25 protein-coding genes and 1 pseudogene are annotated in these 25923 nt (G+C 61.1%); 17 read left to right on the top strand and 9 right to left on the bottom strand.

Features of this window, described 5'->3' with window-relative positions; all coding sequences use genetic code 11:
• Nucleotides 1–210: 210 nt before the first annotated feature.
• Together DDD63_RS07960 and DDD63_RS07955 are read right to left on the bottom strand one after the other, a co-directional pair.
• Nucleotides 211–1119, bottom strand: coding sequence for an NAD(P)-dependent oxidoreductase (locus DDD63_RS07960; protein WP_108715922.1), 909 nt, complete (start codon nucleotides 1117–1119; stop codon nucleotides 211–213).
• 43 nt (nucleotides 1120–1162) lie between these two features.
• The gene (locus tag DDD63_RS07955; protein WP_240611222.1) at nucleotides 1163–2185 is read right to left on the bottom strand and encodes a zinc-binding dehydrogenase; all 1023 of its coding nucleotides are present in this window, start codon (nucleotides 2183–2185) and stop codon (nucleotides 1163–1165) included.
• Nucleotides 2186–2257: 72 nt separating this feature from the next.
• Between DDD63_RS07955 and DDD63_RS07950 the strand changes: the two genes are divergently transcribed.
• The 5 genes and pseudogenes from DDD63_RS07950 to DDD63_RS07930 form a co-directional block, all read left to right on the top strand.
• The gene (locus DDD63_RS07950) at nucleotides 2258–3148 is read left to right on the top strand and encodes an ABC transporter ATP-binding protein (RefSeq protein ID WP_108715921.1); all 891 of its coding nucleotides are present in this window, start codon (nucleotides 2258–2260) and stop codon (nucleotides 3146–3148) included.
• A complete protein-coding gene (locus DDD63_RS07945; RefSeq protein ID WP_240611221.1) occupies nucleotides 3129–3779 on the top strand; it encodes an ABC transporter permease subunit in 651 nt (216 codons plus the stop codon). The genes DDD63_RS07950 and DDD63_RS07945 overlap by 20 nt, the downstream gene beginning before the upstream one ends.
• Entirely contained in the window at nucleotides 3776–4438 is a 663-nt protein-coding gene (locus DDD63_RS07940) for an ABC transporter permease (protein ID WP_108715920.1), read from the top strand. The genes DDD63_RS07945 and DDD63_RS07940 overlap by 4 nt, the downstream gene beginning before the upstream one ends.
• Nucleotides 4439–4688: 250 nt before the next feature.
• Nucleotides 4689–5597, top strand: a complete 909-nt coding sequence (locus tag DDD63_RS07935) for an ABC transporter substrate-binding protein (RefSeq protein ID WP_205647213.1) — start codon at nucleotides 4689–4691, stop codon at nucleotides 5595–5597.
• A gap of 302 nt (nucleotides 5598–5899) precedes the next feature.
• A pseudogene (locus DDD63_RS07930) lies at nucleotides 5900–6043 on the top strand (integrase core domain-containing protein); the annotation flags it as partial.
• A gap of 46 nt (nucleotides 6044–6089) precedes the next feature.
• Here the strand turns inward: DDD63_RS07930 and DDD63_RS07925 are convergent.
• The 6 genes from DDD63_RS07925 to DDD63_RS07895 form a co-directional block, all read right to left on the bottom strand.
• Nucleotides 6090–6344 (bottom strand): hypothetical protein, encoded by a 255-nt coding sequence (locus tag DDD63_RS07925; protein WP_125482472.1) that lies wholly within the window; start codon nucleotides 6342–6344, stop codon nucleotides 6090–6092.
• Nucleotides 6345–6360: 16 nt separating this feature from the next.
• A complete protein-coding gene (locus tag DDD63_RS07920) occupies nucleotides 6361–7041 on the bottom strand; it encodes a hypothetical protein (RefSeq protein ID WP_108715917.1) in 681 nt (226 codons plus the stop codon).
• Between the two features lie 6 nt (nucleotides 7042–7047).
• Nucleotides 7048–7623, bottom strand: a complete 576-nt coding sequence (locus DDD63_RS07915) for a hypothetical protein (RefSeq protein ID WP_125482471.1) — start codon at nucleotides 7621–7623, stop codon at nucleotides 7048–7050.
• A gap of 318 nt (nucleotides 7624–7941) precedes the next feature.
• Nucleotides 7942–8997 carry a glycosyltransferase gene (locus tag DDD63_RS07910; RefSeq protein WP_108715915.1) on the bottom strand — a complete coding sequence of 352 codons (1056 nt, stop codon included), beginning with the start codon at nucleotides 8995–8997 and terminating at the stop codon, nucleotides 7942–7944.
• Nucleotides 8994–11531 (bottom strand): sodium-translocating pyrophosphatase, encoded by a 2538-nt coding sequence (locus DDD63_RS07905; RefSeq protein ID WP_108715914.1) that lies wholly within the window; start codon nucleotides 11529–11531, stop codon nucleotides 8994–8996. The genes DDD63_RS07910 and DDD63_RS07905 overlap by 4 nt, the downstream gene beginning before the upstream one ends.
• A 648-nt stretch (nucleotides 11532–12179) precedes the next feature.
• Nucleotides 12180–13229, bottom strand: coding sequence for a Tat pathway signal sequence (locus DDD63_RS07895; protein WP_108715912.1), 1050 nt, complete (start codon nucleotides 13227–13229; stop codon nucleotides 12180–12182).
• Nucleotides 13230–13320: 91 nt separating this feature from the next.
• On the opposite strand from DDD63_RS07895, the gene DDD63_RS07890 reads away from it, so the two are divergent.
• Nucleotides 13321–13845: a PadR family transcriptional regulator gene (locus tag DDD63_RS07890; protein WP_108715911.1), complete on the top strand. Its 525-nt coding sequence runs from the start codon at nucleotides 13321–13323 to the stop codon at nucleotides 13843–13845.
• 218 nt (nucleotides 13846–14063) lie between these two features.
• Here the strand turns inward: DDD63_RS07890 and DDD63_RS07885 are convergent, their stop codons facing one another.
• A complete protein-coding gene (locus DDD63_RS07885; protein WP_108715910.1) occupies nucleotides 14064–15056 on the bottom strand; it encodes a cation diffusion facilitator family transporter in 993 nt (330 codons plus the stop codon).
• Nucleotides 15057–15729: 673 nt separating this feature from the next.
• Here DDD63_RS07885 and rpsP point away from each other — a divergent pair.
• The 11 genes from rpsP to dprA all read left to right on the top strand — a co-directional run bounded on the left by rpsP (nucleotide 15730) and on the right by dprA (nucleotide 25740).
• A complete protein-coding gene (gene rpsP / locus DDD63_RS07880) occupies nucleotides 15730–16209 on the top strand; it encodes a 30S ribosomal protein S16 (RefSeq protein WP_108715909.1) in 480 nt (159 codons plus the stop codon).
• Nucleotides 16209–16448 carry an RNA-binding protein gene (locus DDD63_RS07875; protein WP_108715908.1) on the top strand — a complete coding sequence of 80 codons (240 nt, stop codon included), beginning with the start codon at nucleotides 16209–16211 and terminating at the stop codon, nucleotides 16446–16448. The genes rpsP and DDD63_RS07875 overlap by 1 nt, the downstream gene beginning before the upstream one ends.
• Before the next feature lie 408 nt (nucleotides 16449–16856).
• The gene (gene rimM / locus DDD63_RS13375; protein WP_108715907.1) at nucleotides 16857–17669 is read left to right on the top strand and encodes a ribosome maturation factor RimM; all 813 of its coding nucleotides are present in this window, start codon (nucleotides 16857–16859) and stop codon (nucleotides 17667–17669) included.
• The gene (gene trmD / locus DDD63_RS07865) at nucleotides 17620–19137 is read left to right on the top strand and encodes a tRNA (guanosine(37)-N1)-methyltransferase TrmD (RefSeq protein WP_108715906.1); all 1518 of its coding nucleotides are present in this window, start codon (nucleotides 17620–17622) and stop codon (nucleotides 19135–19137) included. The genes rimM and trmD overlap by 50 nt, the downstream gene beginning before the upstream one ends.
• A 137-nt stretch (nucleotides 19138–19274) precedes the next feature.
• Nucleotides 19275–19625: a 50S ribosomal protein L19 gene (gene rplS / locus DDD63_RS07860; RefSeq protein ID WP_108715905.1), complete on the top strand. Its 351-nt coding sequence runs from the start codon at nucleotides 19275–19277 to the stop codon at nucleotides 19623–19625.
• Between the two features lie 199 nt (nucleotides 19626–19824).
• Nucleotides 19825–20847 (top strand): signal peptidase I, encoded by a 1023-nt coding sequence (gene lepB, locus DDD63_RS07855; protein WP_240611220.1) that lies wholly within the window; start codon nucleotides 19825–19827, stop codon nucleotides 20845–20847.
• 210 nt (nucleotides 20848–21057) lie between these two features.
• Nucleotides 21058–21714, top strand: a complete 657-nt coding sequence (locus DDD63_RS07850; protein WP_346426203.1) for a ribonuclease HII — start codon at nucleotides 21058–21060, stop codon at nucleotides 21712–21714.
• Nucleotides 21711–22025, top strand: coding sequence for a DUF2469 domain-containing protein (locus DDD63_RS07845; protein ID WP_108715903.1), 315 nt, complete (start codon nucleotides 21711–21713; stop codon nucleotides 22023–22025). Before DDD63_RS07850 ends, DDD63_RS07845 begins: the two co-directional genes overlap by 4 nt.
• Before the next feature lie 490 nt (nucleotides 22026–22515).
• Entirely contained in the window at nucleotides 22516–22986 is a 471-nt protein-coding gene (locus DDD63_RS07840; protein ID WP_108715902.1) for a YraN family protein, read from the top strand.
• Nucleotides 22983–24506, top strand: a complete 1524-nt coding sequence (locus tag DDD63_RS07835; RefSeq protein ID WP_108715901.1) for a YifB family Mg chelatase-like AAA ATPase — start codon at nucleotides 22983–22985, stop codon at nucleotides 24504–24506. The genes DDD63_RS07840 and DDD63_RS07835 overlap by 4 nt, the downstream gene beginning before the upstream one ends.
• A complete protein-coding gene (dprA, locus tag DDD63_RS07830; protein WP_108715900.1) occupies nucleotides 24493–25740 on the top strand; it encodes a DNA-processing protein DprA in 1248 nt (415 codons plus the stop codon). Before DDD63_RS07835 ends, dprA begins: the two co-directional genes overlap by 14 nt.
• Nucleotides 25741–25923 lie beyond the last annotated feature (183 nt).

The raw sequence follows: 25923 nt of genomic DNA, 5'->3' as shown, positions 1-25923 counted from the left end.
CGCGGACCTCGATTCGTGAACTAATCGGCTTGTGCCGGTTTTGGCACGATCGTCACCCTCCCGTGGTCGCCTCTCAGACACCACACCCGGATCTGGCCTCAGCGCCCTGATCGTCGTCGCCCTCGTTGCCGCCGGGATCAACCGTCCTGACCGCCGGGATCAACGCTCAGCCCTCGCTATCAACGCTCAGCCCTTGTTATCAACTGCGTATCAACTGCGGTAGACGATATTCTCCGGTTCTTCTCCGGCAAGCACATGCGCAATCTGCCGCCGCAGCAAGGCATTCTCACGCGAGAACTGTGCAGCCGAAAGCCCACCCAGGTGCGGAGCGATCAACACTCCCGGTGCCTGCCACAGCGGATGATCCGCGGGCAGAGGCTCCGGCTCGGTTACATCCAGAGCGAAGCGAAGGCGCCCCACATGCCGCAGCAGCGCATCGGTGTCGGCGACCGGTCCCCGCGCTATATTCACCAGCAGAGCGTCGTCGCGCATAGCCGCCAGGAAGGCGTCGTCGACAAGGTGGCGGGTAGCGTCATTCAACGGAACTGCGAGAACCACAATGTCTGCCTGTGGCAGCAGCTCCGGCAGCGCCGCCGTCGGGAAAACATGCCCGTCCTCATCGTCGCGCTCTCGGCTTGCCACACGCATCACATCCACTTCGAAGGGAAGCAGCCGGTCAATTATTGCCTGGCCGACACCGCCGGTACCAATAACCAGCACGGTTGAATCTGCCAGGCCGCGAGCGTAGAAACGCTTCCAGGTACTACTCTGCTGCGCGAGTACCACGCGGGGCAGTTCCCGCTCGGCGGCCAGTATCAGCCCCACAGCCAGTTCGGCGGTGGGTGTCTCATAAACTGTGGCAGCGTTGGCGAAAACCATTCCTGCGGGCGCGTTTTCCACTAGGCCGTCGTACCCAATCGCGGAGAGCTGGACAAGCCGGGGGTGTAGTCCTTCCAACTCCTTGACAATGGAAACGCCTCGTCCACCGGGCACGACGACGACGTCGACGTCGCTACGTGGTGCCGGCACATCAAAATCCCAGCGGACAATCTCCACGTCGAAACCATCCAGTACGTCATCCGGAAGGGAGGAGGGAAGAGAAACAGTCAATTGAGCCATGCCGCCACTATACTCGTGGCGCCTTGCGCATGGCAGTGGTTGACTACGGCATCCCTACCAGTTTCCCAACTCTCGTACCTTCCTCCATGTCGCGATGCGCCTGCTGGATCTCGTCCAAGCGGTAGGTGTGATACGGCCCGAGCGTCACCGTTCCCGTTGCGATGCCGTCCAAGATATCCTGCAAGACGGCAGCGGGCAGGTCGGCGGCCTCGCCCGCATACGATGTCAGGCGCACACCGTACGGGATGTAGTCGATGGGGTAGAAGCCGTCAATCGTCCACGCATTGGAGAGCATTCCGGTGAAGCAGGCTGTGCCGTGTATTCGCACCGCCCGCAGCGTGTCACGCAGGGTCGGTGTACCGACCAGCTCGACGGCGCCGTCAACACCCTCCGGGCGCAGCGCCCGTATCTGATCCGCAATGGAGCCGTCATCGACCAGGGGTACATCAACTCCGCAGGCCGCAAGCTGCTCCAAACGTTCCGGACGCCGCGTGGTGGCATACACCGTGCAGCCTTGCCGTTTCGCCAGCGCGGTGATGGCCAATCCCAAGGCCGAGGTGCCGCCGCGTACCAGTAAGTGGTTACCATCGTGCAGGTCGATGCCGATTCGAAGCGTTCCGTAGGCGGTTTGCAGAGTCTCCGGCACTGCCCCAATCTGATCCCAGGGCAACTCGGAGTGGAAGGGGATGAGTTGGCCGAGCGGCACGCAGGTGTATTCCGCGTACCCACCGTCATATTGCCGTCCCATTTCTCCCATCATTGTTGCCACCTGCTGACCCTGGCGGTAGGTGCCGGAAGGATCCAGATCCACTACGCCAACGGCCTCGATGCCCAGGATTCGCGGGAATGAGACGCCTTCTCCCAGTCCAAGCCTGGTGTGCAATTCGGAGCGGTTGAGGCCAAAGGCACGCACCGCCACGCGAACCCACCCCTCTTGCGGGGAGGGAATAGGAACATCTTGTACAACGAGGTTCTCGACCGGGCCGGGCTCACTCAACACCGCTGCCCGCATGAGGCGCGGAACCTGCGCGGGTTCGGTATCGCGCATGAGATTCTTCTCGTTCATGAGATTCCTTCCCTCGGGCTATACATCGAATCGATGTATAGCATACGATAAGCGAAACGATGGGAGCACTTCGTGATCCAATTCGACCACGTGTCTAAGCAGTACGGCAACGGTCCAACCGTCGTCGACGATGTCAGTATCACCATCCCGTCCCATACGGTGACCGCGCTTGTCGGGACATCTGGGAGTGGGAAGACTACGCTGTTGCGTATGGTCAACCGCATGGTTGACCCCAGCGCTGGCCGGGTTCTGATCGACGACGACGATGTCGCCACCCTTCAGCCCGTACATTTGCGACGGCGGATCGGGTACGTCATGCAGGAATCTGGCCTGCTGCCGCATCGAACGGTACTCGCCAACATTATGACGGTGCCGCGCCTGAACGGGACCCCAAAGGCAGAAGCGCGGGATCGTGCCTTTGAATTAATGGAAGCGGTGGAGCTCGACCGTGATCTGGCATCTCGGTACCCGGCCCAGCTTTCTGGCGGACAAAGGCAGAGGGTAGGAGTGGCTCGGGCACTCGCCAGCGATCCGAATATCCTCCTGATGGACGAGCCCTTCAGCGCCGTTGATCCGATTGTTCGCGCCGGTCTGCAGGAACTCGTGCAGGATCTCCAGTCGCGCCTGCGTAAAACCATTCTTTTTGTCACGCACGACATCTCTGAGGCCTTCACTCTGGCCGATCAAGTGGTTCTGCTCTCCACCGGTGGAATTGTGGAGCAAATCGGCACACCGCAAGAACTTGTTGCCCGGCCTGCCTCAGATTTTGTTGCCCGCTTCATCAGCCGTGGAGGCAACAGCAGCCTGCACGTGGAGAGCACCGGTGGCGCGCCTATCGTGCTCGATGGGACAGGCCGCGTCGTCGGCCGCTTGGAGGAGCCCCGTCCGGGCGAAGGCCACCGTGAGCAAATCCCTCCGGAGGAGCCCGGTCCGGCGCAGCCTCGTGTGGAGGAACCCCGGTGAGCTGGATTATCGCAAACCTGCCCATGCTGGGGAGCGGACGCTCTCGCACCTCGTATTGAGCGTTCCCGCGATTATTCTCAGTTTCGTTCTCGCCCTGCCCATCGCCGTGTTGGCGAACAGATTACGCCGTCTGCGCTCATTCCTCATCGGGGCAGCCGGCCTCATCTATGCCATCCCCTCCCTGCCGATGTTTATCGTTTTGCCGTTGATCGTCGGCACCACCATCCGCGACAGGCTCAACGTCATCATTGCAATGACGCTATACGGTGTGGCGTTGATGGTCCGCTCGGCGGCGGACGCGTTTACGGCGGTGGACCTCTCTACCAAACTGGCAGCAACGGCCACCGGGTACTCGCCGATCCATCGCTTCTTCGCCGTCGACTTGCCATTGGCAGGGCCGGCGCTGCTTGCGGGCCTGCGCGTGGTCGCCGTATCCACGGTCAGCCTGGTGACGGTATCCGCCCTGCTGGGCGTGCCGAATCTCGGCATGCTTTTCACCGACGGGATAGCCCGGGGAATCACCGCCGAAATCCTTGCCGGAATAGTGCTGACCGTTACTCTTGCTCTTCTTATTGACGGTGCGTTGGTTCTTGCCGGAAGGCTTCTCATGCGATGGGAGCGTGCGGCATGAACTACCTGATGGAAGCCCTGCAGTGGATTGCAGATCCCGCGAACCGCTACGGCGACACGGGCATCCTCGCGCGCATGGGTGAACATGTGCTCTACACCGTGCTGGTTCTTGGGATAGCAGCCCTTATCGGTATTCCGATAGGGTATGCGATTGGACATTTCCACCGCGGACGCGGGATCGTCGTGGCATCAACTGGAGCGGCGCGAGCTTTGCCGACGCTCGGAATTCTGACGCTTATCGGCGTCGTCGTCGGAATCGGACTGGTCGCTCCACTGGCCGCGCTCGTCGTTTTGGCAACACCGTCCGTACTCGCGGGAGCATATTCCGGAGTGGAGAATGTGGATCGCACCACGGTTGATGCCGCGCGGGCACAGGGAATGTCGCAATGGCAGGTGCTTACACGGGTGGAGATCCCGCTCGGCCTACCGTTGTTGATTAGCGGGCTCCGCTCGGCGTGCCTGCAGGTGGTCGCCACCGCAACCCTGGCGGCATACGTGGGCGGAGGCGGTTTGGGCCGCTTCTTGTTCCCGGCTATCAACACCTATAACTACACGCTTATGCTGGCGGCGTCGATTCTCGTGATGATCCTCGCCGTCGTTCTCGATGCATGCTTCGCGTTCGGGGAACGTCTGGTTCGATGGGGTGTGCGTTCCTCATGAACGGTACCAACCGGCCGAACGTACGAGCACACCTGCTTGCGCTACGCGGTGTCGCGCGTGTACTCGCTGGGTGTGCGGGGCGTGACCGGTGCCTTACGATTCACCCACCAACCGGTGCCTTACGAGCAGGCGATGCCGCCGGGTGTAGGCGTGACTCTTCCCGAAGTGACATCGGAGGGCACAGCGGCCACGGGCAGCAGATATCGACTCTTCCCAGTTTTACTGAATTCGCACAATGACAGGAGATCACATGAAAAGGCGAATCAAAGTTATTGCGAGTCTCGCGGTGGCGGGCCTCGCTCTTGTAGGTTGCTCCTCCAGCGATCCGACGGGCCGGGACAGCCAGTCCGCCGCGCCTAGCGGCACGATCGTCATCGGTTCGCAGGCGAGCTATTCCAATGAGATCATCGCGGAGATCTACGCCCAACATCTTGAGGCACACGGCTACACCGTGGACCGTCAGTATCAGATCGGATCCCGCGAAGTCTACATTCCGGAGTTGGAAGCAGGCCGCGTGGATGTTATCCCCGAGTACACCGGAAATCTGCTGCAGTACTACGACAGCAGCACAACGGCGACGACGCCGGAGCAGATTCGTACCGCACTGGACGAGGCGCTGCCGGAGGGCTTGCGTATTCTTGATCTCGCGGATGCATCCGACCAGGACACCTACACGGTAACGCGCGAGACTGCGGACGAGTACGGCCTCACGGCGATTGGTGATCTGTCAAAGCTCGAGCAACCCGTAGCCCTGGGCGCTAATGCCGAGTTCGAGGGACGGCCCTACGGTCCGACCGGCGCAAAGGAAGTCTACGGCGTGGATATCGCGGTGACCCCGATCAACGACTACGGTGGCTCCCTCACTCTGGATGCCTTACGCAACGGTGATGTGCAGGTCGCTGATATTTACAGTGCCGATCCGGCTATTCCCGCCAATGACCTCGTGATTCTGGAGGACCCGGAGGGTCTTATCCTGACGCAGAACGTCGTCCCACTAGTGACGACGAAGGTTGACGACGACGCCGCAGTGCTGCTCAACGAGATATCGGCCCGGCTGGATCAGGAGACGTTGGTCGCTCTGAATACCCGCAGCGTCAATGAGCAGGCAACCTCGGCGAGCATTGCCAAGGACTGGCTTGCGCAGGCGGGGCTGGACTAGCTCCGCTGGGTGAGTGGAGCGGGACTGCGCGGCAGACCCCAAGCGCAGGTGAAGTTCTGCCGGGTGCTTGGGGCGGGACTGCGTCTTTGCCACGGGTGTGCACGGGTTATCTGTCCAAATCCCGTCCAAACGAAAGTCTCCCCGTCGCGGTGACGCGCGAAATCCGCATGATTCCGCCAGTCTTTAAATTGACTTGATCAAGTCTTTCGTCGTTTGGACGGGATTTGGACACCGCAGCAACTTGCGGTGCGTCCACCCACTGGCGCTGCGGGTCGCATATAGGACCCGCAGAGAGAACACCGGCCCGGCGTTACCCGTCCGAAGAAGAACGCAGAAACGCGTTGGCCCAGTGGCTCCATGACTATAATCACCACCGACCCCATTCCGCGTGCGGCTGCCTACCACCCGTCACCCGGTTAACTAGCCTCCCCGGTCAGTACACCTAGGGGAGTAGCAGACATCGAACTAGCGAACTGCAGTGCTGCCTTGCGGTTAGTCCTCTTCCGCCTGCGAGTCGAGGATACGAGTCAGTGTTGGTCGGCAGATGAATGCTGCGACGAGGCAGAGCGTGGCCACTGCAGGCGGGGTGAACGCCTGCAGTTCCTGTACGAGGAACTGCAAAGCTCCCGCCAAGGGTCTGCTGAATCTCTCCAGTTCGGGAGTATGGGCCCCGGCCATGAGGGCGGTCCGCGACAGAAAGGACAAGAGATACAGGCAGGCCGCAATGGCGTAAAGGTGGTTGCTCACCGCGCGGAGTGTGTAGCTATCCAATGCCATTGAAGATCTCGCCTCCTTGGGCGCAGAATTTGTTGATCCTTTGCGAGTTGTTACCGAGAATGATACGCGCATCCGGGGAATCGGGATCAAGAGCCCTGAATGAGGCATCGCCAGTTAAAACACCATAGTCGTCCTCAATGATCTCTCGGGCTTCGGACGAGAGATTCTCTGGCAGCGGTTCCTGTTCAAAGGCGAAGGCGTGAATGAGGGCAGAAGCGAACTGTGAGCATGTCTCACTGTCGTAGTGGGCAGGGTCCGTGTCATCGGTCTCCACATTGTTCACCAACTCCACGAATGCACCTTTGTTCACCACTCCTTTTGCCTCCATTGCGAGGCTGTTATCTTTGTTCGCGAGCACGAACCATCCATCGCCTTCTAGTATGAAAAGTGGTGAATCTGGGGTGGAGATCCATGTGCCCTTGGTCATCGCCAAGATCGTCTGATCGTGCGACTCTCGGAACAAGTACTCGAGGTTGTTATCTGTGTCGTAACAGTCGAAACCAGATATTTCTCCCGGGATTGCCAACTCGGCGGCGACCTCCAGCTTCCTCGTGCAGGAGGGAGGATCCTTGATATTGCTACGAGTTGCCTTGCTCTGCTCAGGTTGAGCGCAGCCAGAACTGAGCACTAGGAGAGCTAGCGACAGCGCGATGAACGACTTGCGCACCGTGACTCAACTCCAGTGCACAACAACGCCAGCGGGCGGATTCATCGAGCGAACCTTCACTTTCTTGACTGCCATGATCGAAAAACCCTTCTCTGCGTACCAAGGGACTGAGAACTTACCGGACTTAGCGTTGCCGCCTCCACGCCAGGTTTCTTTACCGTTGATGAAACCACGACCGATGACGTTGGCGTTACTACTCGAAAACCAAGCGACCGACCAACTGTAGCCGAGCGTCATTTTCGATCTTGGACCCTGTTTGACAATGTAGCCCGTGCTGTCTTTGCACGTGACCTGACGCCCGGCCGGTGCAGTGCAGCTTCCTCCGCGCGCCCAGGCTGCGGCAGGTAATGGCCTACCGTTTGCGGCGGGCTCCGTCGCCCCGTTTGGTATGATTTCGATTCGGTCGAAGCCGCCTTCATCCACAACCACTGTGTCGGGTGGTATGCCATCGAACTTGTTTGAGGCATGTACGTTCAACTTGTTGTCAATCGCGGCATCGACCGATACCGCTGGGCCAGCAACCATGGCAAGGGCTAGGGCAGTGCCAGTCAAAAGACGAGTGACGGACATCCGAGTAGACATCGTTGTTCCCTTCGTATGCTGTTGTCTGAGGCGTCATTTGCCTCTCATGTGCCCTGCATGTACAGGATCACCTTCAGGGTACCTATACGCAGTAACCAAGTCAAGGCCTCGACGAGACTCATCTCAGGTGCCCGTGAAAGTGATTCGGTGCCTCATCTGGAACTGCCCGTGAGAGTCGCCGATTGTAGTGAATGTGGGCAGTGAGTTGTTGGTGAGGGCGGTGTGAGTGAACCCCACACCTCGACCAATTCAGGGGCAACAGGACGGCGAGGGGCGGTCGCCACCACAAGCGATCGCCCCTCGCGCTGTCACACGGCCCTACTTAGTGCCTCCGAACCATTCGTCGACACGGGCCACCACGGCTTTGTCGAAAGCGTCGTCGGAATGATGATCGGCGATCCAACTGGCGAAGGAGCCACCGGCACAGGCATCGAGTTCCTGCCTACAGGCATCCGGGTCCTGCAAGGCGCGAGTGAGCATCTCCTCGGCCTCGTGCAGGTCATGGTAGAAGAATGGATACCCCTCCGGTACCAGGGCGTGTGCCCATTCGTGATCGGGAAGCACGCCGACCACCCCGGCGCCGAGCGCCTCCACGTACAGCATGCCGTAGGACTCGTTTTCCGCCGTCGCAAGGAATGCCGTGGTATGTGCCAAGGCTTCCCAGTAGGACTTGCGGGTAGCGGTGAGCGGGCCGAGCCACACCCAGTCGTGCCGCGAGATATCCATGGCTTCTTCGGTCACCAGATGCGATTCGTGCAGGCGCATCTCCACCCGGAGCGGAATGCGCCGACGTACCTTATCGACTACTTGCAAGAACACATCCGGGCGCTTGTTGCGCGAGAGGTAGATGGCCGGATACAAGACGATCGGGAGGTCGCTGGGCTGGCGTGGCTGGATGTGATCGAGGCGGAAGCCGAGGTTCACCCAGCCGAGGCGTGCATGCTCCGATAGTGGTTGCACGGTCCACTTCCCAATGGTCTCGCGAACCTCGGTAGCCGTGCGCTCCGAGTTTGCGAAGGTGGGGAAGAGGGTGCAGGACAGCGCCACCGAGGCGGCGCGGACCGTCGGCGCATCGGGCCGAACCGGCCACCACACGAAGTTCATTATGCGCGGTTCCACATTCTGTTTGCTGAGCACGCGCCAAATCTGTGGCGAGTCCACAACATCCATGTTGATGACCACGACGTCGCGGGCATCCACCAGTTCCAGTGGAAGCACGTCGAAGTCGTCGCAATGACGTGATGCCGGGCCAATCACAATCGGATGGTCGAATACGCGCACAAGCCGCCGAACAAGCGTGTCACCGGCAGCATGCCCGGCAATGTGCCCCTGCGGGTCAACGACGACGTCGTCCCATTTAATTGCAATTCTCATAGTTTCTCCCTATCGGACATACCGGAGGAAACGGACGCGACGGCGTCGCCGTCGTCGGTGTCACCGGCCTGCGGCATGGACGAATCGATACGCATGCCATAGAAGGACCGATGGACGAAGAAAGCGGAGATCAGGAAGAACACCGCAGCGAGGATATGCACGAGCGTGGCCGATCCCTGCCCAGTCAGGCTCACTGCCAGTTCAACGGCCAGTAGGCCGAAGAGCGTGGTGAACTTGATAATCGGGTTGAGTGCCACCGAGGAGGTGTCCTTGAAGGGATCGCCTACCGTATCACCCACGATTGTCGCATCGTGCAGAGCGGTGCCCTTCATGTGCAGGTCAACTTCCACCACCTTCTTGGCGTTATCCCAGGCACCACCGGCGTTCGCCATATAGATCGCCTGGTACAGGCCAAAGATCGCAATCGAGATTAGGTAGCCGATGAAGAAGTACGGCTCCACGAAGGCGAAGGAGAGCGTCATGAAGAACACTGCGAGGAAGATGGTCAGCATGCCCCGTTGCGCGTACTGGGTGCAGATATCCACCACACGGCGGGAATCCTCGGTGCTGGCCCGTTCGGCGGAAGCGTCCAAGTGAATGTTGTCGCGAATAAATGCAACAGCACGGTTGGCACCCGTGGTAACCGCCTGGATGGAGGCCCCGGAGAACCAGAAGATGACGGCGCCTCCGGCGATGAGGCCAAGGAGGAAGGGTGCATGCAGCAGCGAGAGATTCTCCAAGCCGGTGGTCAGATGATCGGTCAGGCCGATGATAATAGAGAAGATCATCGTGGTTGCGCCGACGACGGCTGTGCCGATCAGCACCGGCTTTGCGGTCGCCTTGAAGGTGTTGCCGGCGCCGTCGTTATCCTCCAACATGAGCTTGGCACGTTCCCACCGCGGGTCGATGCCGTAGTCACGCCGCAGTTCCTCATCGATCCCGTCAATTTCTTCGATTCGCGAAAGCTCGTACACGGACTGGGCGTTGTCGGTGACCGGCCCGTAAGAATCGACCGCGATGGTGACTGGTCCCATTCCGAGGAAGCCGAAGGCAACCAAGCCGAAGGCAAAGACTGCCGGGGCGATCATGAACTCGGAGAGTCCGGCCTGGGAGATGAGGAAACCGCCACCCATCAGGCCGAGGATCGTGATCCCAAGCCAGTAGCCGGAGAAGTTTCCTGCGACGACGCCGGAGAGGATATTCAGGCTCGCGCCGCCTTGCCGCGAGGACTTGACGGTCTCGCGTACGTGCTGCGAGTTCGTCGAGGTGAAGACCTTCACCAGCTCCGGAATCAGTGCTCCGGCGAGGGTGCCACAGGTGATGATGGTAGCGAGCTTCAGCCACAGTCCACCGGGCTGATCACTGAGGATGACCCAGGTGATGCCATAGGTGAAGGCAACGCAGAGCGCGCTGGTCAACCACACGAGGGTGGAGAGCGGGGTTTCGAAGTTCATTCGGTCCGCATTACCCCACTTCGCCTTCACCCATGCACCGTTGATGGCATAGGCGGCCCACGCGGCAAGGATCATGGCGGCGCGCACGGTGAAGATCCACACGAGCAAAGTGGCCTGCAGAGCCGGATTCTCTACGGCCAGCAGGATGAAGGTCACTAGCGCCACGCCGGTGACGCCGTAGGTTTCAAAGCCATCGGCGGACGGGCCCACCGAATCGCCCGCGTTGTCGCCCGTGCAGTCGGCGATAACGCCAGGATTACGCGGGTCGTCTTCATCGATTTTGAACACGATCTTCATCAGGTCGGCGCCGATATCGGCGATCTTTGTGAAGATGCCACCAGCGATACGCAGCGCCGAGGCACCCAACGACTCTCCGATGGCGAAGCCGATGAAGCAGGCGCCGGCGACGTCGGAGGGAAGGAACAACAGGATGACGAGCATCATCACCAGTTCGAGGCTGATCAACACCATGCCGATACTCATACCGGAGGAGAGCGGTATGCGGTGCACGTTGTAGGGCTTGCCGCGCAGGGAGGCGAAGGCCGTGCGAGCGTTGGCGAAGGTGTTCACGCGGATGCCGAACCACGCCACCGCGTAGGACCCGCCCATGCCGAGCAGGCTGAAGCCGATGACGATGAGGACACGGCCCCATCCGAAGCCGACGAGTGCACGGTAGTAGACGACGATTACCGCCGTGATGAATACCCAGAGAATCAGAAGGAAGCGGCCCTGACGCAGCAGGTAGGCCTTGCAGGTCGAATAAATGAGTTCGGCGACGTCGAGCATCGACTTGTGTACAGCCTGCTTACGGAGCGTGAAAAAGGTGACCAGCCCGAAGCCAAGGCCGAGCAGGCAGACAACGATGGCGCCGTAGAGTAGCGCTCGACCGCCGATGCCAACGGCGCTGGTTGCAGCGGATAGATCGGGGAGAACAAGGCTTGCTTCGCCGCCACCAACGGAACCTCCTCCCGGCGAATTGGAATTCGCACCACAACCGGTCAAAACGGCCAACAGGGCGAGAAAGGATAGGGTCTGCGCCGTGCGGCGCTTGGTTTTATTGAATCGTGGAAGAACGGACATGAAACCTCAAATTTAGATTGTGTGCCGTGGAACCCGAATACCCGGCCTCCAGCGGCCGTGGTGTGCCACCGCTAGGCCCGCGAACCGCGCAATATTGCGCCGCATTTTAGCAGCCGGGGGTGGATATCATCCCGCACCTGCGTCATCTTGCACTCGCGGACCGTGCCCGAGCATCCGGTGTGAAACGGACTACGTTGATCGTATGCTCTTCCGCGGCGCGGTCCAAGACGAATCGGTCGGGTGTCTCACTTCGCGGGCACTGGACAGATGTCTCACCGCGGGGTAAGGACGGCGCGTACGCAATGCGAGGGCTGGACGTACGGGATGGAATTATGGTGCCGGGATGCCTCTGCTCGGTGAGCGTCGCAGGCCGCGCGCTGGCGTCCTCGATACCTGCGCGCGCCGGTGCTCTAAACCGCTGCGCCGCTGTCGCGTCCGTCTCCATCCTCGATACCTGCGCGCGCCGGTGCTCTGCTTGGTCCGGTGCTCTGCTTGGTTATGTTCTCGGGCCGGTGCGTACCGGGACCGCGTCGCAGGCCATCTAAGACGACCAAGCCGGCCCGTGGGGGACACCCCGTCACGTAGCGGCGCGGTCCACGGCAGAGTGCAGGCGCCTGGCCCGTGGGGCAAGATTCGAAAGGGTAACGTTTACAGTGAACTCGTCAGCTTGTCAAGGGTTTCGCGCAGTGAGTCGGAGCCATTGGTTTGCACAGCATCCTGGTAGTAGTACCACCAGAAATACCCGCCGACGAAGCGTTCGCCAACAGCCTCGCTCAACTCCGCATTCATCCCGTAGTAGCGCTCGGCGATAGCGGTTTTCTCCTGTATCGTCGGCTCCTTGGGCAGACCATCTTCGGCACCTTGCGCACCTATTTCTCCGATACCGAGCCGGGCCTGTGGGAATAGTGCCCCCAGCTCGTTCAAGGTCTCGGCCAACTCCGTTGCTGTAGGCTGCTGTGCCGGTGAACAGGCCGTTTCGTAGACAGACAGGAAAACGAAGTCAACATCCAGATTGACTGTGGCTGCGTAGTCGAGAGTATCCTCCCAGCCATGGTCGTAGCATCGTGATGACTGCCAATAGTTCAAGGTCAGCGCGGTACGTCCGCCGTGGGCGACGACGGCGTCATATGCGGCCGTCACCTTGGGGTTAATCTCTGCCGGAGACGTACCGACCCATGCGCCGTTGACCTCATTTCCGATCTCCCAGATATCGACGTGCTCCCCGAAGGCCGTTATGGCGGCCTCGGTACGTGCAGTGACGTCCCCCGCGCTCATGTCCGCGAGCTCCGAGGAGTCGGCGATTTGCATCATGATTTGGGCGACTGGATCAAGCTGTTCCAAGGCATGCGTGTACTCGGCGAGGGACGTATCGAGATCAAAGACCACGCGCACCGTCAGTTCTGCCGTGCTGTCGCCAATGACGGCGACGGACGCATCGATATCGTCCAGGGTATCCAGTGTGACTCCACGCAGCGGAGTGTTAAGCGGCGTTGCAGGCCTGGCAGGAGAGGAACCCGACGAGGGCGAGGGTGCCGGCGCCCCGGCGGAGGTGCGAATCTCGGGTACCGGGCTGGCCGCCGTGCAGGCAACCAGTACATAACATGCGATTGTGGCTGCGGTAAGTGCGAGGATTCGAGTCAGACCACTGCTGCGGCGAGGTTCGACTGCGCGGCGGCGTATGCACCGGAGAATGCTCATTCATCAAGTATGACTCATGCGGGTACGAGGCACTCATCAATTTCCATGTCTTCGGTGAGGGAGCAGCCGTGTGCACTAGTAGCATAAGAGCATGTTGACGCTGATGATTCTCGGGTTTCTCGCGGAAGAAACCATGCACGGCTACGAGCTGCGCAAGAGGATCATGGGCTTGTCCGGCTATTCTCGCAATCTGAGTGACGGAAGCCTGTATCCGGCGATCAAGCGGCTGCGCAGTGAGGGTCTTCTCACGCGGCACCGGGTGGAAGGGAAAACCGGCGTCACCCGCCAAGAGTTGAGAATCACCGACGCGGGGCGGAGGTTCCTACATGAGCGGCTACGGGATGCAGACGGCACCGATATCACCGACATCACGCGTTTCATGACGATCCTTGCTTTCTTGTCCCAGCTTCCCGACCCGCAGGAGAGGAAGGCCGTCTTGCGGCGACGACTCGAATTCCTGGAGGCACCGCGTAGCTTCTTCTTCGACGGCGAGCGGCCGCTGCGGGAAAGTGAACTCGATGATGTGTACCGGCGAGGAATGATATCAATCGCGTGTGCACAGAATCTGAGTGAACGGGCATGGCTGCGGCAAATGCTCGGACTGCCTGAGGTGTAGTCAACTGTTGTGAGACCATACAACTGTTGTTATGGGACCATAGGTGTACCGTGACTTCCACGCTGACTCGACGATTCGCTCCTACCAGATTTGCCGCTCCGTCCGTAGCGCCTGACGGGCGTGTGTAGATTGGCTCCGCTGGCGGGATGATGATAACGCGGCAATGGCGGGCGACGTCGATAAACCATAGTCCGTCGCAGACCGGTGGGTGTATCCTCTCAGTCGGCTTGCATATGCCCTTCATGCGGACCCACGGGGTCGCGCGGCTGGTAAGTTCCCGCGTCGCCCAGGGGCACGTAGCCGTCGGGAATGTCGTCATATGAGCGGGGGTCCTCAATTGGCTCCACATGGATGAGCACATGCAGGTTCGGAACCGCCGCCTGAAGCTCGTCGGCGAGATCCTCGGCCAGTTCGTGGCCACGCCGCACCGACCAAATGCCGGGAACCAGCAGGTCTACGTTGGCGAAGGCGTCGTGGCCAGCCGCGCGGGTCTGCAGCCCATGAAAACGAATCTCACTGTTCGTATGCGCTTGCAGGATGCCAATAATGGCGCGGTTCTGTTCTTCCGGAAGGGTTACATCCATCAGTCCGGAGAGCGAGGAGCGGACCATGCGTGCGCCGGTGATAATAATGTTGAGTCCCACGAGCAACGCGACGATGGGGTCGAGGGCGTCCCAGCCCGTTGCCGCCACAAGGGCAACTCCGAGCAGCACACCGGCACTGGTGACGACATCGGTGAGCAGATGCATTCCATCTGCACGCAGCGTGGGGGAGACGTAGCGTCTTCCAGCGCGCAGCAAGACGACGCCGACGATCGCGTTGACGATGGCGGCAGTCATGGACACAGCCATACCTATACCAACGCGCTCCAAGGGGTGGGGTGCGAAGAGCCGTTGCACGGCTGCCACGATGATGAACGCCGCCGCCGCTAATACCATCGCGCCCTCAACGGCGGAGGAGAAGTATTCCGCCTTGGAACGACCATAGGGGTAACGCGAATCCGCCGGTTTTGCTGCTTGTTTCAGTGCCAACAGCGCCACGAGTGCTGCCACGAGGTTCACGACCGACTCTGCGGCGTCGGAGAGCAGTCCGACCGACTCGGTGAGTAGGTAGGCGCCCGTTTTCAACGCGATGGTAGCAAGTGCTGTGCCCACAGACAGCCAGGTGAAGCGTAGAAGCCTGGCGTGCGTGAAAGCGTTTGGCGATGTCACGGGTCTATTTTTATGGGCGCGGGAGAGGAATCCAAGGCCCGCAGCGAAATGCGCCGAAGTGCACGATGTTCGGGGAGCGGCCACGGGCTGTTCGGGGAATCTGGCGAGCAGATGTTCGTGGCTTGGGCCACTTGTTGTTCGTCCGGCCGAAGTGAGCGTTTCCCTGATGAAAGGCGGAGGCGCCTGTCTGTCGCGTCGCCCCGATGGACGGGGAGCATTTTCATTTGCGACGGGGAACCGGCAGACCTGTACCGGTAGTCCCGACGGGTGGGGAGCGCATTCCCGGCAGACTGAAGAAGCCCCCAGACCTTCTTGCACGCGAAACGTGTGCGATCACGCCGCTACTCGTTGTCGGTGGTGAGCCCAGACCTTCATGCATGCGGAACGTGTTTGTCCCCGCGGGCACACCATGGAGAGGACGCCTGCAGCCGAAGGTATGGAACGCTGGAAGCCAGAGGTACGGAATGCTGGATGTGCGCTGTGGGCGAGTCCACCCGCAATCGGCGTGAGTTCAATTGCCGTCAGTGGCGCAAATCTGGCACAATTGAGCCTTGTACTCGAGCGCTCGGGCCCTCTCTTCCCGTGCGTGCGTGTCTCGGACACCGACTGGCGCGACTCCCACCGGGTCGGGCGGGCGTCCACTTCAATTTAGAAAGTAGGAGTGACCGCACAAGTGGCAGTCAAGATTCGTCTCAAGCGCATGGGCAAGATCCGTGCACCCCAGTACCGCGTCGTCGTCGTTGATTCCCGGAAGAAGCGGGACGGGCGCGTCATCGAGGAAATCGGGAAGTACCATCCCACCGAGAACCCCTCGCTAATTGATATTGATTCGGAGCGCGTGCAGTACTGGCTGTCCGTCGGCGCCCAGCCGACCGAACCCGTACTTGCGCAGCTCAAGGTGACCGGCGACTGGCAGAAGTTCAAGGGCATCAAGGACAGCGGTGGCCGTCTGAAGGTCAAGGACACCGTTGATCCGGAAGAGGCCCGTAAGTCCGCTGCCGAGTCGGTGCAGAACGAAGCGGAGAAGCGCCGTGCCGCTGCCGCCGAAGCCAAGGCGAAGGCCGAGGAAGAGGCAAAGGCCGCAGCCGAAGCGGACTCCGCGGAGCAGTCCGGAGCGCAGGACGCGCCGGCGGAAACTGAGGAGGAAGCCTGATGCTCGCCGAAGCTCTAGAGCATCTGGTTCGCGGAATCGTGGATAATCCCGATGACGTGCACGTGAAATCCCGCGGCACGCGTCGCGGCGAGCTGTTGGAAATCCGTGTGAATCCGGATGACCTGGGGCGTGTCATCGGGCGTGGTGGACGCACCGCCAAAGCCTTGCGTACCGTGACCAGCGCACTGTCTTCTAAGGGATCGGTGCGTATTGACGTCGTCGAAACCGACGAGGACTGATTCATATCGGTAAGGGGCCGACCCGATGCATGTATGTGCGGGTCGGCCCTTACGTGTAGCGGCATGATGGATTTGGCAGGCGAACGGTTTGGGGAAACCACGCCGTCGCGCGGGCGTCTGCCGTGGGTCTGCAACGCTCTGAGGTGCTACTGGAGCAGGAATCAGGATGCAAATGCCGCCATGATAGGAGTCAATACTATGGCAGTGCGGTGTGTGGGTGTCGTCCACGTGTGGAAACCGCGCAGAGCATTGCGTCCTGTTAGCTTGCGTCTTCTGGTGCAGCTGCCGAACGCTATGACATCAGCAGTACGAATACTGCAGCCGCAACGGCATTAGGCCAGGCGTGTGACGGGTAATCCAGGGTAGAACCTGCGATGGCCGGGTCTGGATCAAAGGGAGTGAAAAACAGTGCAACTGACGGTAGCAGTCATTGGGGCTGCGCACGGCCTTAAAGGCGAGGTACGGCTTGACGTGCGCACGGATATCCCGGAGCGTCGGCTCGCTCCTGGAACAATGTTGGAAACCGACCCTGCGGAAGTCGGACCGCTGACCGTTGAACGTACACGCCAGTACAAGGGAGCGACGTACGCAACTTTTGTTGAGTGCCACAACCGGACCGCCGCTGAGCAGATCCGTGGCGTAAAGCTCACCGTGGAAACCGACGAAGACGAAATTGAGGAAGACGACGCGTGGTATGCGCATGAGCTCGTAGGGCTGGAGGTCCTTGACCCGGAGGGATACACACTTGGTGAGGTCATCGGCCTCGAACCGATGCCGGCACAAGACCTGTTGGTGGTTCGAGAGCCGGACGGCCTTATCGCGCGCGTGCCAATGGCGCGTGAGATCGTGACCGAAGTCGACCTGGATGACGGTTGCGTGGTGGTTGACGCGCCGCCGGGCCTCTTCTCCGACGACGAGTTGATCATTGTAGGTGCGGCCGACGACGACGCCCGGAACTCCCATGGGCATGACAGGCCCCGCCCTCGGAGCACGGGGCGGGAGCGGTCGGTGGAGACCAGCGCACTGCTCGGAATCCGACCGGAGGCCGCAGCGATCAGCACGGCGCCAATCGGGAGGAAGGCACGGGGGCAGATTCGAGCAGTCATCGTAGTGCGGGCACTGATAGCAGTGGTCCGGAGCGCGAGCAAACCGCTGAGGAGGCGGCGAGCTGATGCGTTTCGATATCGTCTCTGTGTTCCCCGCGTTCTTCTCCGTGCTTGATCTCTCCTTGGTGGGAAAGGCACAGAATAGAGGCCTTCTTGATGTCGCGTGCCACGATCTGCGCGACTGGACCGACGATCCGCATCGCACGGTTGATGACACCCCTGCCGGTGGCGGCGCGGGAATGGTGATGCGGGCCGATATCTGGGGAAAGGCACTCGACGATTTTCTCGGCGGGAACGATGCGCCGCATACGCCCGTTCCGTCCGCAACGGTGCTCGCCATCCCTACGCCCTCGGCACGCCCCCTGACCCAACGCGATTGTGAACGCCTGGCAGCCGCAGAGCATATCGTCATCGCCTGCGGCAGATATGAGGGCATCGACGCCCGCGTCGCCGAGTATTACACCAAGCAGGGGGTAACCGTCTTCGAATACTCGCTTGGCGACTATGTGCTCAACGGGGGAGAGGTGGCGGCTGTTGCATTGGTGGAGGCCGTAGGGCGTCTGCTTCCAGGCATGGTCGGCAACCCGGAGTCACTGGTAGAGGAGTCGCACGGAGCCGCTGGACTGCTGGAGTACCCCGTTTATACTCGTCCGGCGGTTTGGCGCGGTTTGGAAATCCCTGGCGTGTTGGCCTCAGGCGATCACGGCGCGGTGGCCCGATGGCGGCGTGAACAAGCACTTGCGCGGACGGCGTCGCGGCGCCCAGACATGATTCGCGCGCTCGATACGGCATCACTGAACAAAAGAGAGCGACGAGCCCTTGCGGCATCCGGCTTCCTCGCTTTGCGTGGGTGCAAGCATCCGGTTCCGGTACATGTGCGCCCGGCCAAGCCTTTTGAGGCTGCGGAGCTGGCGGAGTTGGCGGCAGAGACCTTCCCAGATGCCTGTCCGCCGTGGCTTTCGGAAGCGGATATCACGGCATTCATTGCCGAACACCTCTCGGTGCGGGCCTTTGCCGATTATCTCGATGACCCGCATTGGGTGGTCACAGTGCTCGCCGCCGGATGCCAGAGCCCATCCCCGAGGGACGACTGCGATTGGGGAGGTGGCCAAGGGGAGGCCTGCGAGCGTTTCATTTCACCCGGTTCGCGCGGTGAATCGCTCTTTGGCTACACGCTGTGCCTGCTGCCGCCCGGGCGAACAGGGGAAGCTGCCGTCGCCGTCGCCGATGGTGAAGGAGATGAAGGCGGCGTCGCGGGCGAAGACGAAGGCGCGCCGGTGGACGCCGTCGTAGAGGGAACTCCACGCCGTGGTGAACTCATAGAGTTGTCAAAATTCTATCTGCGCCGATATGCTCGCGGCTCCGGGGCACAGGAACTGCTGTGGGACGGCACTCGCAGGGCGCTGCTGGAGCGGATCACCGGCGCGGAGCCCTATATCTGGCTCGGAACGAACGAAGGCAACCGTCGCGCGCAGCAGGCCTACAAGAAACTTGGATTTCACGCTGTTTCCACTCGCATCTTCGCAGTGGGTGACCAGGACAACTCGGACGTTATTTTCGCTCGTCGCCTACGTGTGCCATAATTGTGAGGCTTTCTCGCTGTCACAATACGCAGAGCCTGCCGCAGGGGGCCGCGTACCGGCGAGTTTCAATTGGTCGGCGGGAAACCGCCCCGATTACGCTTGTGACCTGCGCGCACGGGCGGAAGGAAGAGAATACAATGCAAACTCTCGATTTCGTCGAGGCTCCGCTGCTTCGCGACGACGTTCCCGAGTTCCGGGCAGGCGACACCGTCCGTGTCAACGTGCGAGTCGTCGAAGGCAATCGCACGCGTACGCAGGCATTCCAGGGTGTTGTGCTCGCTCGCAACGGTTCTGGCATCCGGCAGGCGTTCACCGTGCGTAAGGTCTCCTTTGGTTGCGGTGTGGAGAGGACGTTCCCGGTCCATTCACCGTCCATTGAGTCCATTGAGGTCGTCACCCGCGGTGATGTTCGGCGTGCGAAGCTGTACTACCTGCGCGAGCGTCACGGTAAGGCCGCAAAGGTAAAGGAACGCCGCGAAGAGAACTGAACTTCTTCAGCCGGAATGCGGCGATCAGAGTAAGGCTTGGCATTGAGCCTGGCATCGATCACATTCTGGTCAATATTCCTAACAGGCCCGTCGCAATCGCGGCGGGCCTGACTTTTTGGCTAACATTCTAGGCGGGTGCTAACCCGATGAGACAACGAGTGCCCGCACATAAGCAGGCGGGCCGCAGCAAGGAGCAGGAATGGCGGCAGATCACGACGCCGGTCAGGCGGACGCCGAGGACGCAAGGAACGTCCCCGGTTCCCAAAGACTGGCGGCAGGTAATGCTGCCAGCGATTCTCCTGTTGCCCGTGATTCGCAGCTGGCCCAGTCAGAGGGCCTAGAGGAGGCGGCCGCTCTGGAGCGGGTAGCGGAGCAAATGCCTCCGTCGTTCCCGCCCAAAGGAGGCAACGCCCAACGCAAAGGCGGTACAGGTGAAGCAGCGGCCGAGAGGGCGGAGACGCGGGCACGCACGTCCTCTGAAGAGTCCAAGGATTCCGCAGCGCGGGATCCGGAGGATATCCGCGACGAGGAAGCTGAGACAACGGCCGAGAAGAAATCGTCTCGTACCCGCTCACTTATCGAGTTCGTCGCAATCGTTGCGGCGGCCCTGCTGCTTTCCGTCGTAATTAAGACGTTCTTTCTGCAGGCTTTCTACGTGCCCTCCAGCTCCATGGAAACAACTCTGATGACCGGCGACCGGATCGTAGTCAACCGGATGGCGACGGACGAGGAGGACATTCACCGGGGCGATGTCGTCGTATTCGTTGATCCTGGGGGATGGCTCGACAAGACCGAAGACACTAGACCAGCCTGGCAGCGCTGGGGGTCGCGTACCCTCCAAGCGGTCGGCCTGCTTCCCGGCGACGCGGGCCAGCACCTGGTCAAACGAGTTATTGGTGTGGGCGGCGACACGGTGAGCTGTTGCAGTGCCGATGGCAATCTCATGGTCAACGGTGTGGAGATCGAGGAGACCTATCTGGATGAGGGCATGGCGCCTTCGTTGCAGGAGTTCAAGGTGACCGTTCCGGAGGGCGAGTTATGGGTCATGGGCGATAATCGTTCCAACTCGCGCGACTCGCGGGCACACCAGAGTCAGACGGGTGATGGTTTCGTTCCGGTTGATAACGTTGTGGGCAGAGTGTGGGCGGTTTTCTATCCTTTCTCCCATGCGGGAGGGTTGGAAGATGCCTCCGACGTCTTTGCGCAGGTCCCTGATAACTAACAACTCAGTCAGGTAACCGACGGTGTCAAATAGGCGGTTGCGGACCAGTAGAGCATAACCACTAGAGCAAAAGGAGATGGCATCCCTATCACCCCGACCCGTGAGGAAGAGCTGGCGCTGCTGGCCCGTGTTCGTGAACGTGCCGGTGAAGATGCACTAGTAGCGGGCGTCGATGAGGTTGGTCGAGGTGCGTTGGCAGGACCGGTCAGCGTGGGAATCGCACTTATCGGTTCAGGTACCTCAGACGACTTTCCCGTCGGCCTGCGCGACTCCAAGCAATTGAGCGCTGCAGCTCGTACCAGGCTCGCACCGCTGTGCAGGCAGTGGGCGGTGGATGTTGCTGTCGGGCACGCTGGTCCGGATGTTGTTGATCGCGAGGGAATCATGGCGGCCTTGCGCCATGCCGCTGCCAATGCGCTCTCGACGTTGATCGCGGCGGGGCACAGGCCGTTGGCCGTGCTTCTTGACGGCAATGTGAATTGGTGGACGGATGCGCCCCTTTTCGATGCGGCGCCGTTACTGCCTGACCTTCCCGTCCTCACCAAGGTGAAGGGCGATGCGTCTTGCGCTGTGATCGCGGCGGCTTCGGTGGCAGCGAAAGTGGAGCGGGACGCGTTGATGGTCACGCTTGATACGCAGCATCCAGGCTACGATTGGGCAAGAAACAAGGGCTACGCCTCGCCCGCGCATATCGCAGCTTTGCGGGAGTTGGGCACTTCGCCGCAACACCGCGTATCGTGGCGTTTGCCAGGTCTTTCCCAATCGGAGCCCTCGCCCCTCGAACCCTCTGAGGCGGGGCGCATACAACCAGCGGTCTCACAACCAGAGCCTTCCCAATTGGAGCTTTCACACAAGGAGGATGAATGAGTGACATCGAAGGGTACGAAGCCGAACAGGAGCTTGCCCTCTATCGCGAATACCGCGACGTCGTCAAGATCTTCCGGTACGTAGTGGAGACGGAGCGTCGCTTCTACCTCGCCAACGACGTCGACGTGAAGGTCCGTGCGTCGTCCGGAGGAGACGTGTTTTTCGAAGTCAATCTGTCTGATGCGTGGGTGTGGGATATCTACCGCACCTCGCGTTTCGTGCGCTCGGTGCGGGTGGTCACCTTTAAGGATGTGAATGTCGAAGAGCTCAACAAGCAGGACATCACCCGCGAACTCGACTTGCCGGAGTAGGGGCAACCGGGCTAAGAGGGTAACTCCAGCCCGAACGGTGACTTGGCCGCGAGCCTAACCGGGCCGAGATGGTGACTGGACCGGGAAGGCAATCGGGGCGGCGACTCCGAGAGGGCAGGTGGGCCTAGATCTCAACTGGCCCGATAAGGCGTCTGGGTGTTGGTTATTCGCGGGAGTCTTTGACGAGGCGTGCGAATGGTCCATCGGTTGTGACGAGTTCGTTGAAGGTGCCGGTTTCGCGTATCCTGCCGTGTTCCATGGTGATGATTTGGTCCATGTGCATCAATGTTTTGGGGCGGTGATGTGTTCATTGTTCCGTTCTCGCGCGATCAGCCTCAACCAGGAGACTGGTGTCAAGCGCGATACTGACGTCAAGCTTTCGTCTACGCGTGTGCTGCGAGCGAGATCTCCACAGGGAACGAAATGAGCTAACTATCCCAGGATAGCCACCGGCGTAGAGATACAGGACCATGCACGCTTGGCTTGTCTCATGAGCAGTGAATCATATGGGATGTCATTAACAGAATCGGCGCGCAGTTCCTCGGAGCGTGCCGATGATGGTTCTCTGAGGGATCCGACTGCGACGGCGTCGGTTGAGAGGCTCACGCCGCGCGAACTGGGGCAGTGGGGTGAATCCATTGCCGCGAATGAGCTGGCCGCTCGTGGCTGGACGGTTCATGGTAGGAATTGGCGCTGCCGCAGTGGCGAACTCGATCTCGTGTGTACCGATCCGCAGCGCCACGCCGTCGTCGCTGTGGAGGTGAAAACACGGCACGCAGGTTCCCGCGTGTCGGCAGTTGAGGCGATATCGCGGGAAAAGCTCGCGCGTTTGCGGCGGTTGCTGGTGCAGTGGATTGCCGACCAGCAGATCCATGCGCCGCATCTCGCCGTGGATCTGGTCGCAATCACCGTTCACCGCGAGGGCACATGGACTCTCACTCATATCGAGGACATCGCATGATAATCGGCGTGGCACAGGCGATGTCGGTGGTGGGGGTGGAAGGGCATCCGGTACGGATTGAGGCGGCCATCCTTTCTGGGCTGCCATCGTTCACCATCGTCGGGCTGCCGGATACCGCAGTGTCCGAATCGCGGGAGCGCCTGCGAGCTGCGTTTGCGGCATCGGGGATCACCTTCCCTTCAGCACGACTGACCGTCAACCTATCGCCCGCCGACACGCCGAAAACTGGAACAGGATTTGACCTGGGGATCGCGGTGGCGATTCTCGGCGCCATGGGTGGACGGTCCAGCGAATCGGGTACCTATCTGTTGGGTGAGCTGGGCCTGGATGGGTCCGTGCGGCGGGTGCGCGGCGTTCTTCCCGCGGCTCTGGCCGCACACCGAGAACAGGCACAGCGCATGATCGTTCCGTGGGGAAGCGGCGGGGAGGCTGAGCTGGCGCATGTGCCAGCAACGGAGGTCTGGCATTTGAGCCAATTGGCTGTTGCCGCCGGAGTCACCTGTTCAGGTATTCCCAAGGAGCCGGTGCCATACTCTGAATCCCAGGCCGCTACCGAGTCATTGCCTGACTTATGTGATGTACGCGGCCAAGTGGAGGCGCGGCGGGCCCTGGAAGTTGCGGCGGCCGGCGGACACCATCTGCTGATGACGGGTGCGCCCGGAATTGGCAAGTCGATGCTGGCCTGCCGCCTTCCGGGTATTCTCCCGGCTCTGAGCACCGATGAGGCGGTGGAAGTTGCCGCCATTGCATCGGTGACTGGCGATTTCACCGGAAGAATCAGCCACGTGCCTCCCATTGCCGCGCCGCACCATACGGCCAGCGCGGTTGCACTGGTGGGTGGCGGGTCCGTACCACGCCCTGGAGCGGCTTCGCGTGCGCACCGTGGCGTGCTGTTCCTCGACGAACTTCCGGAGTTCTCCACCCACGCCCTACAGGCACTTCGCCAACCGATGGAGTCTGGACGCGTGGAGATACACCGCGCCCGAGCCACGGTCTCTTTCCCGGCGAGTTTTCAACTCATTGGCGCGGCAAATCCTTGCCGCTGTGGCAGGTATTTGGACGGGCCGGGCAAATGCACATGCTCGGTGCGTGAACGGCGCGACTATTTCCGCCGGATCGGCGGACCGCTATTGGATCGCTTTGACCTGAATGTTGTACTGCATCGGCCCTCGCGAGCAGCTCTGGCCATGGCGGGGGAGCCTGAACCGAGCGCCCGGGTGGCGGAGAGGGTGCTCCGGGCGCGGGAGAGGCAGCGCAGGCGCCTGGCGGGTACTCCGTGGACACGCAACGCGCAGGTTCCGGGTACGTGGCTGCGGCGTCACGTGGATGTGCCGCAGGCTGTGGTGCGCGATCTGGACCGGGCTCTCGCGCAAGGGGAGGTTACCATGCGCGCCGTCGACAAGGTCTTCCGTTTGGCCTGGACCATTGCCGACTTGGCAGGCCATGATTCGCCAGATCAAGGCGACTTTCACCAGGCGTTCACGTATCGCTTAAGGGGAGGATTCTATGGAGCGGCATAGGGACTCTGCGGAGCAGTATGAGTCTGCGGAGCGGTCTGAAGCGGGGCAGTATGAGGCGGGGCAGGCTACCGCGGTTTCCCGCGAGCGTCGGGCCGCAATGGCGTGGACCCGTATAGCGGAGGGAGAAGATGCCGCAGCCGTTGCACTCACCTCGAATCTGGGCTATGCGGCCGCCCTCGACTGGTTGCGCGAAGTGGTGGGGAAGGGCCAACCCTGCGATGCGCGGCTGCAGCAGGCGGTGGGTCGATGGAGTCACCGCCTTGACGATGCGGCCTTCGATCATGATGCTGATCGGATCGCCGCGCTGGGGGCTTTCGTGATGCCGGGTGACCCGTTGTGGCCGCAGCAACTCGATGATCTTGATGCGGTTCGCCCCCTAGGGCTGTGGTGCCAGGGGAACGTGAATCTTCTCGCTGGCACCGGTGTGGCTATTGTCGGGTCACGGGATGCGACCGACTACGGGTTGTCCCTCGCTCGTAATTTGGCCTTCGAACTGGCAGAGCGTGGAATAGGCGTGGTGTCCGGCGGCGCATTCGGGATCGACGCCGCCGCTCACGGGGGAGCGCTCGCGGCCGGCGGGGATACGATCATCGTCATGGCTAACGGCGTTGATCGGCCATATCCCGCGGCGAACGCCGGACTGTTCCGCCAGGTGCTCGCCGCCGGAGGATTGTTTGTATCAGAATCTCCTCCCGGAGCCTCACCCTTACGGCATCGATTCCTTGCCCGTAACCGGATCATTGCAGCTCTGGCGAGCGGATGCGTCGTCGTGGAGGCGCCGCATCGTTCCGGAGCGCTGTCGACGGCGCATCACGCACTGGAAATCGGCAGGCCGCTTGGGGCTGTTCCCGGCCCGGTGACCTCTGTGCACTCGGCAGGATGCCACCGCCTGCTGCGCGCGGGCGCGACCTGCGTGACGAACGTGGAGGAGATTCTTGAGCTGGTGGGAGGTTTGTTTGGTGTCCAGAAGCTTGCCCGAGGGGCGAAAAGTACGGCATCGGACAGGCGGCAAGCGGCCAACGGGCAACGGGTTGACGATGCCATGGCCGGTGACCCGCTTGCGGTGCGGGTGCGCGATGCCTTGCCGGTGAAGAGAGCTTGTGGTGTTGAGAGCATAGCGACGACGGCAGGCCTGGCAATAGGTGAAACTTTGCGCGGACTGGGCATGCTGGAAGTCGCTGGCGTGGCTGAGAACGTCGACGGTCTCTGGCGTTTGGCGCGGCCAACGCGTTGAGTGATGCCTCGGTACGTGAACCACGCCGGTGGTGAGGCGGTGGAAGAAGTCTGATTCCAGCGCAATCTGTAGGGGCGTCGGCTGTGCTGCGGCAGGGCGGGTTTGATGGTGTTGCGGTGGTGTGGCTTGATGCTGCTACGGTGCGGTGGATTTAATGGTGTGCCCGCGTGGGGAGTTTGACCC

It is taken from the genome of Actinobaculum sp. 313 (assembly GCF_003073475.1).
Lineage (GTDB): Bacteria > Actinomycetota > Actinomycetes > Actinomycetales > Actinomycetaceae > Asp313.
Note: the sequence above shows the minus strand (reverse complement) of the source record. Positions and strands in the feature narration are given on the sequence as shown.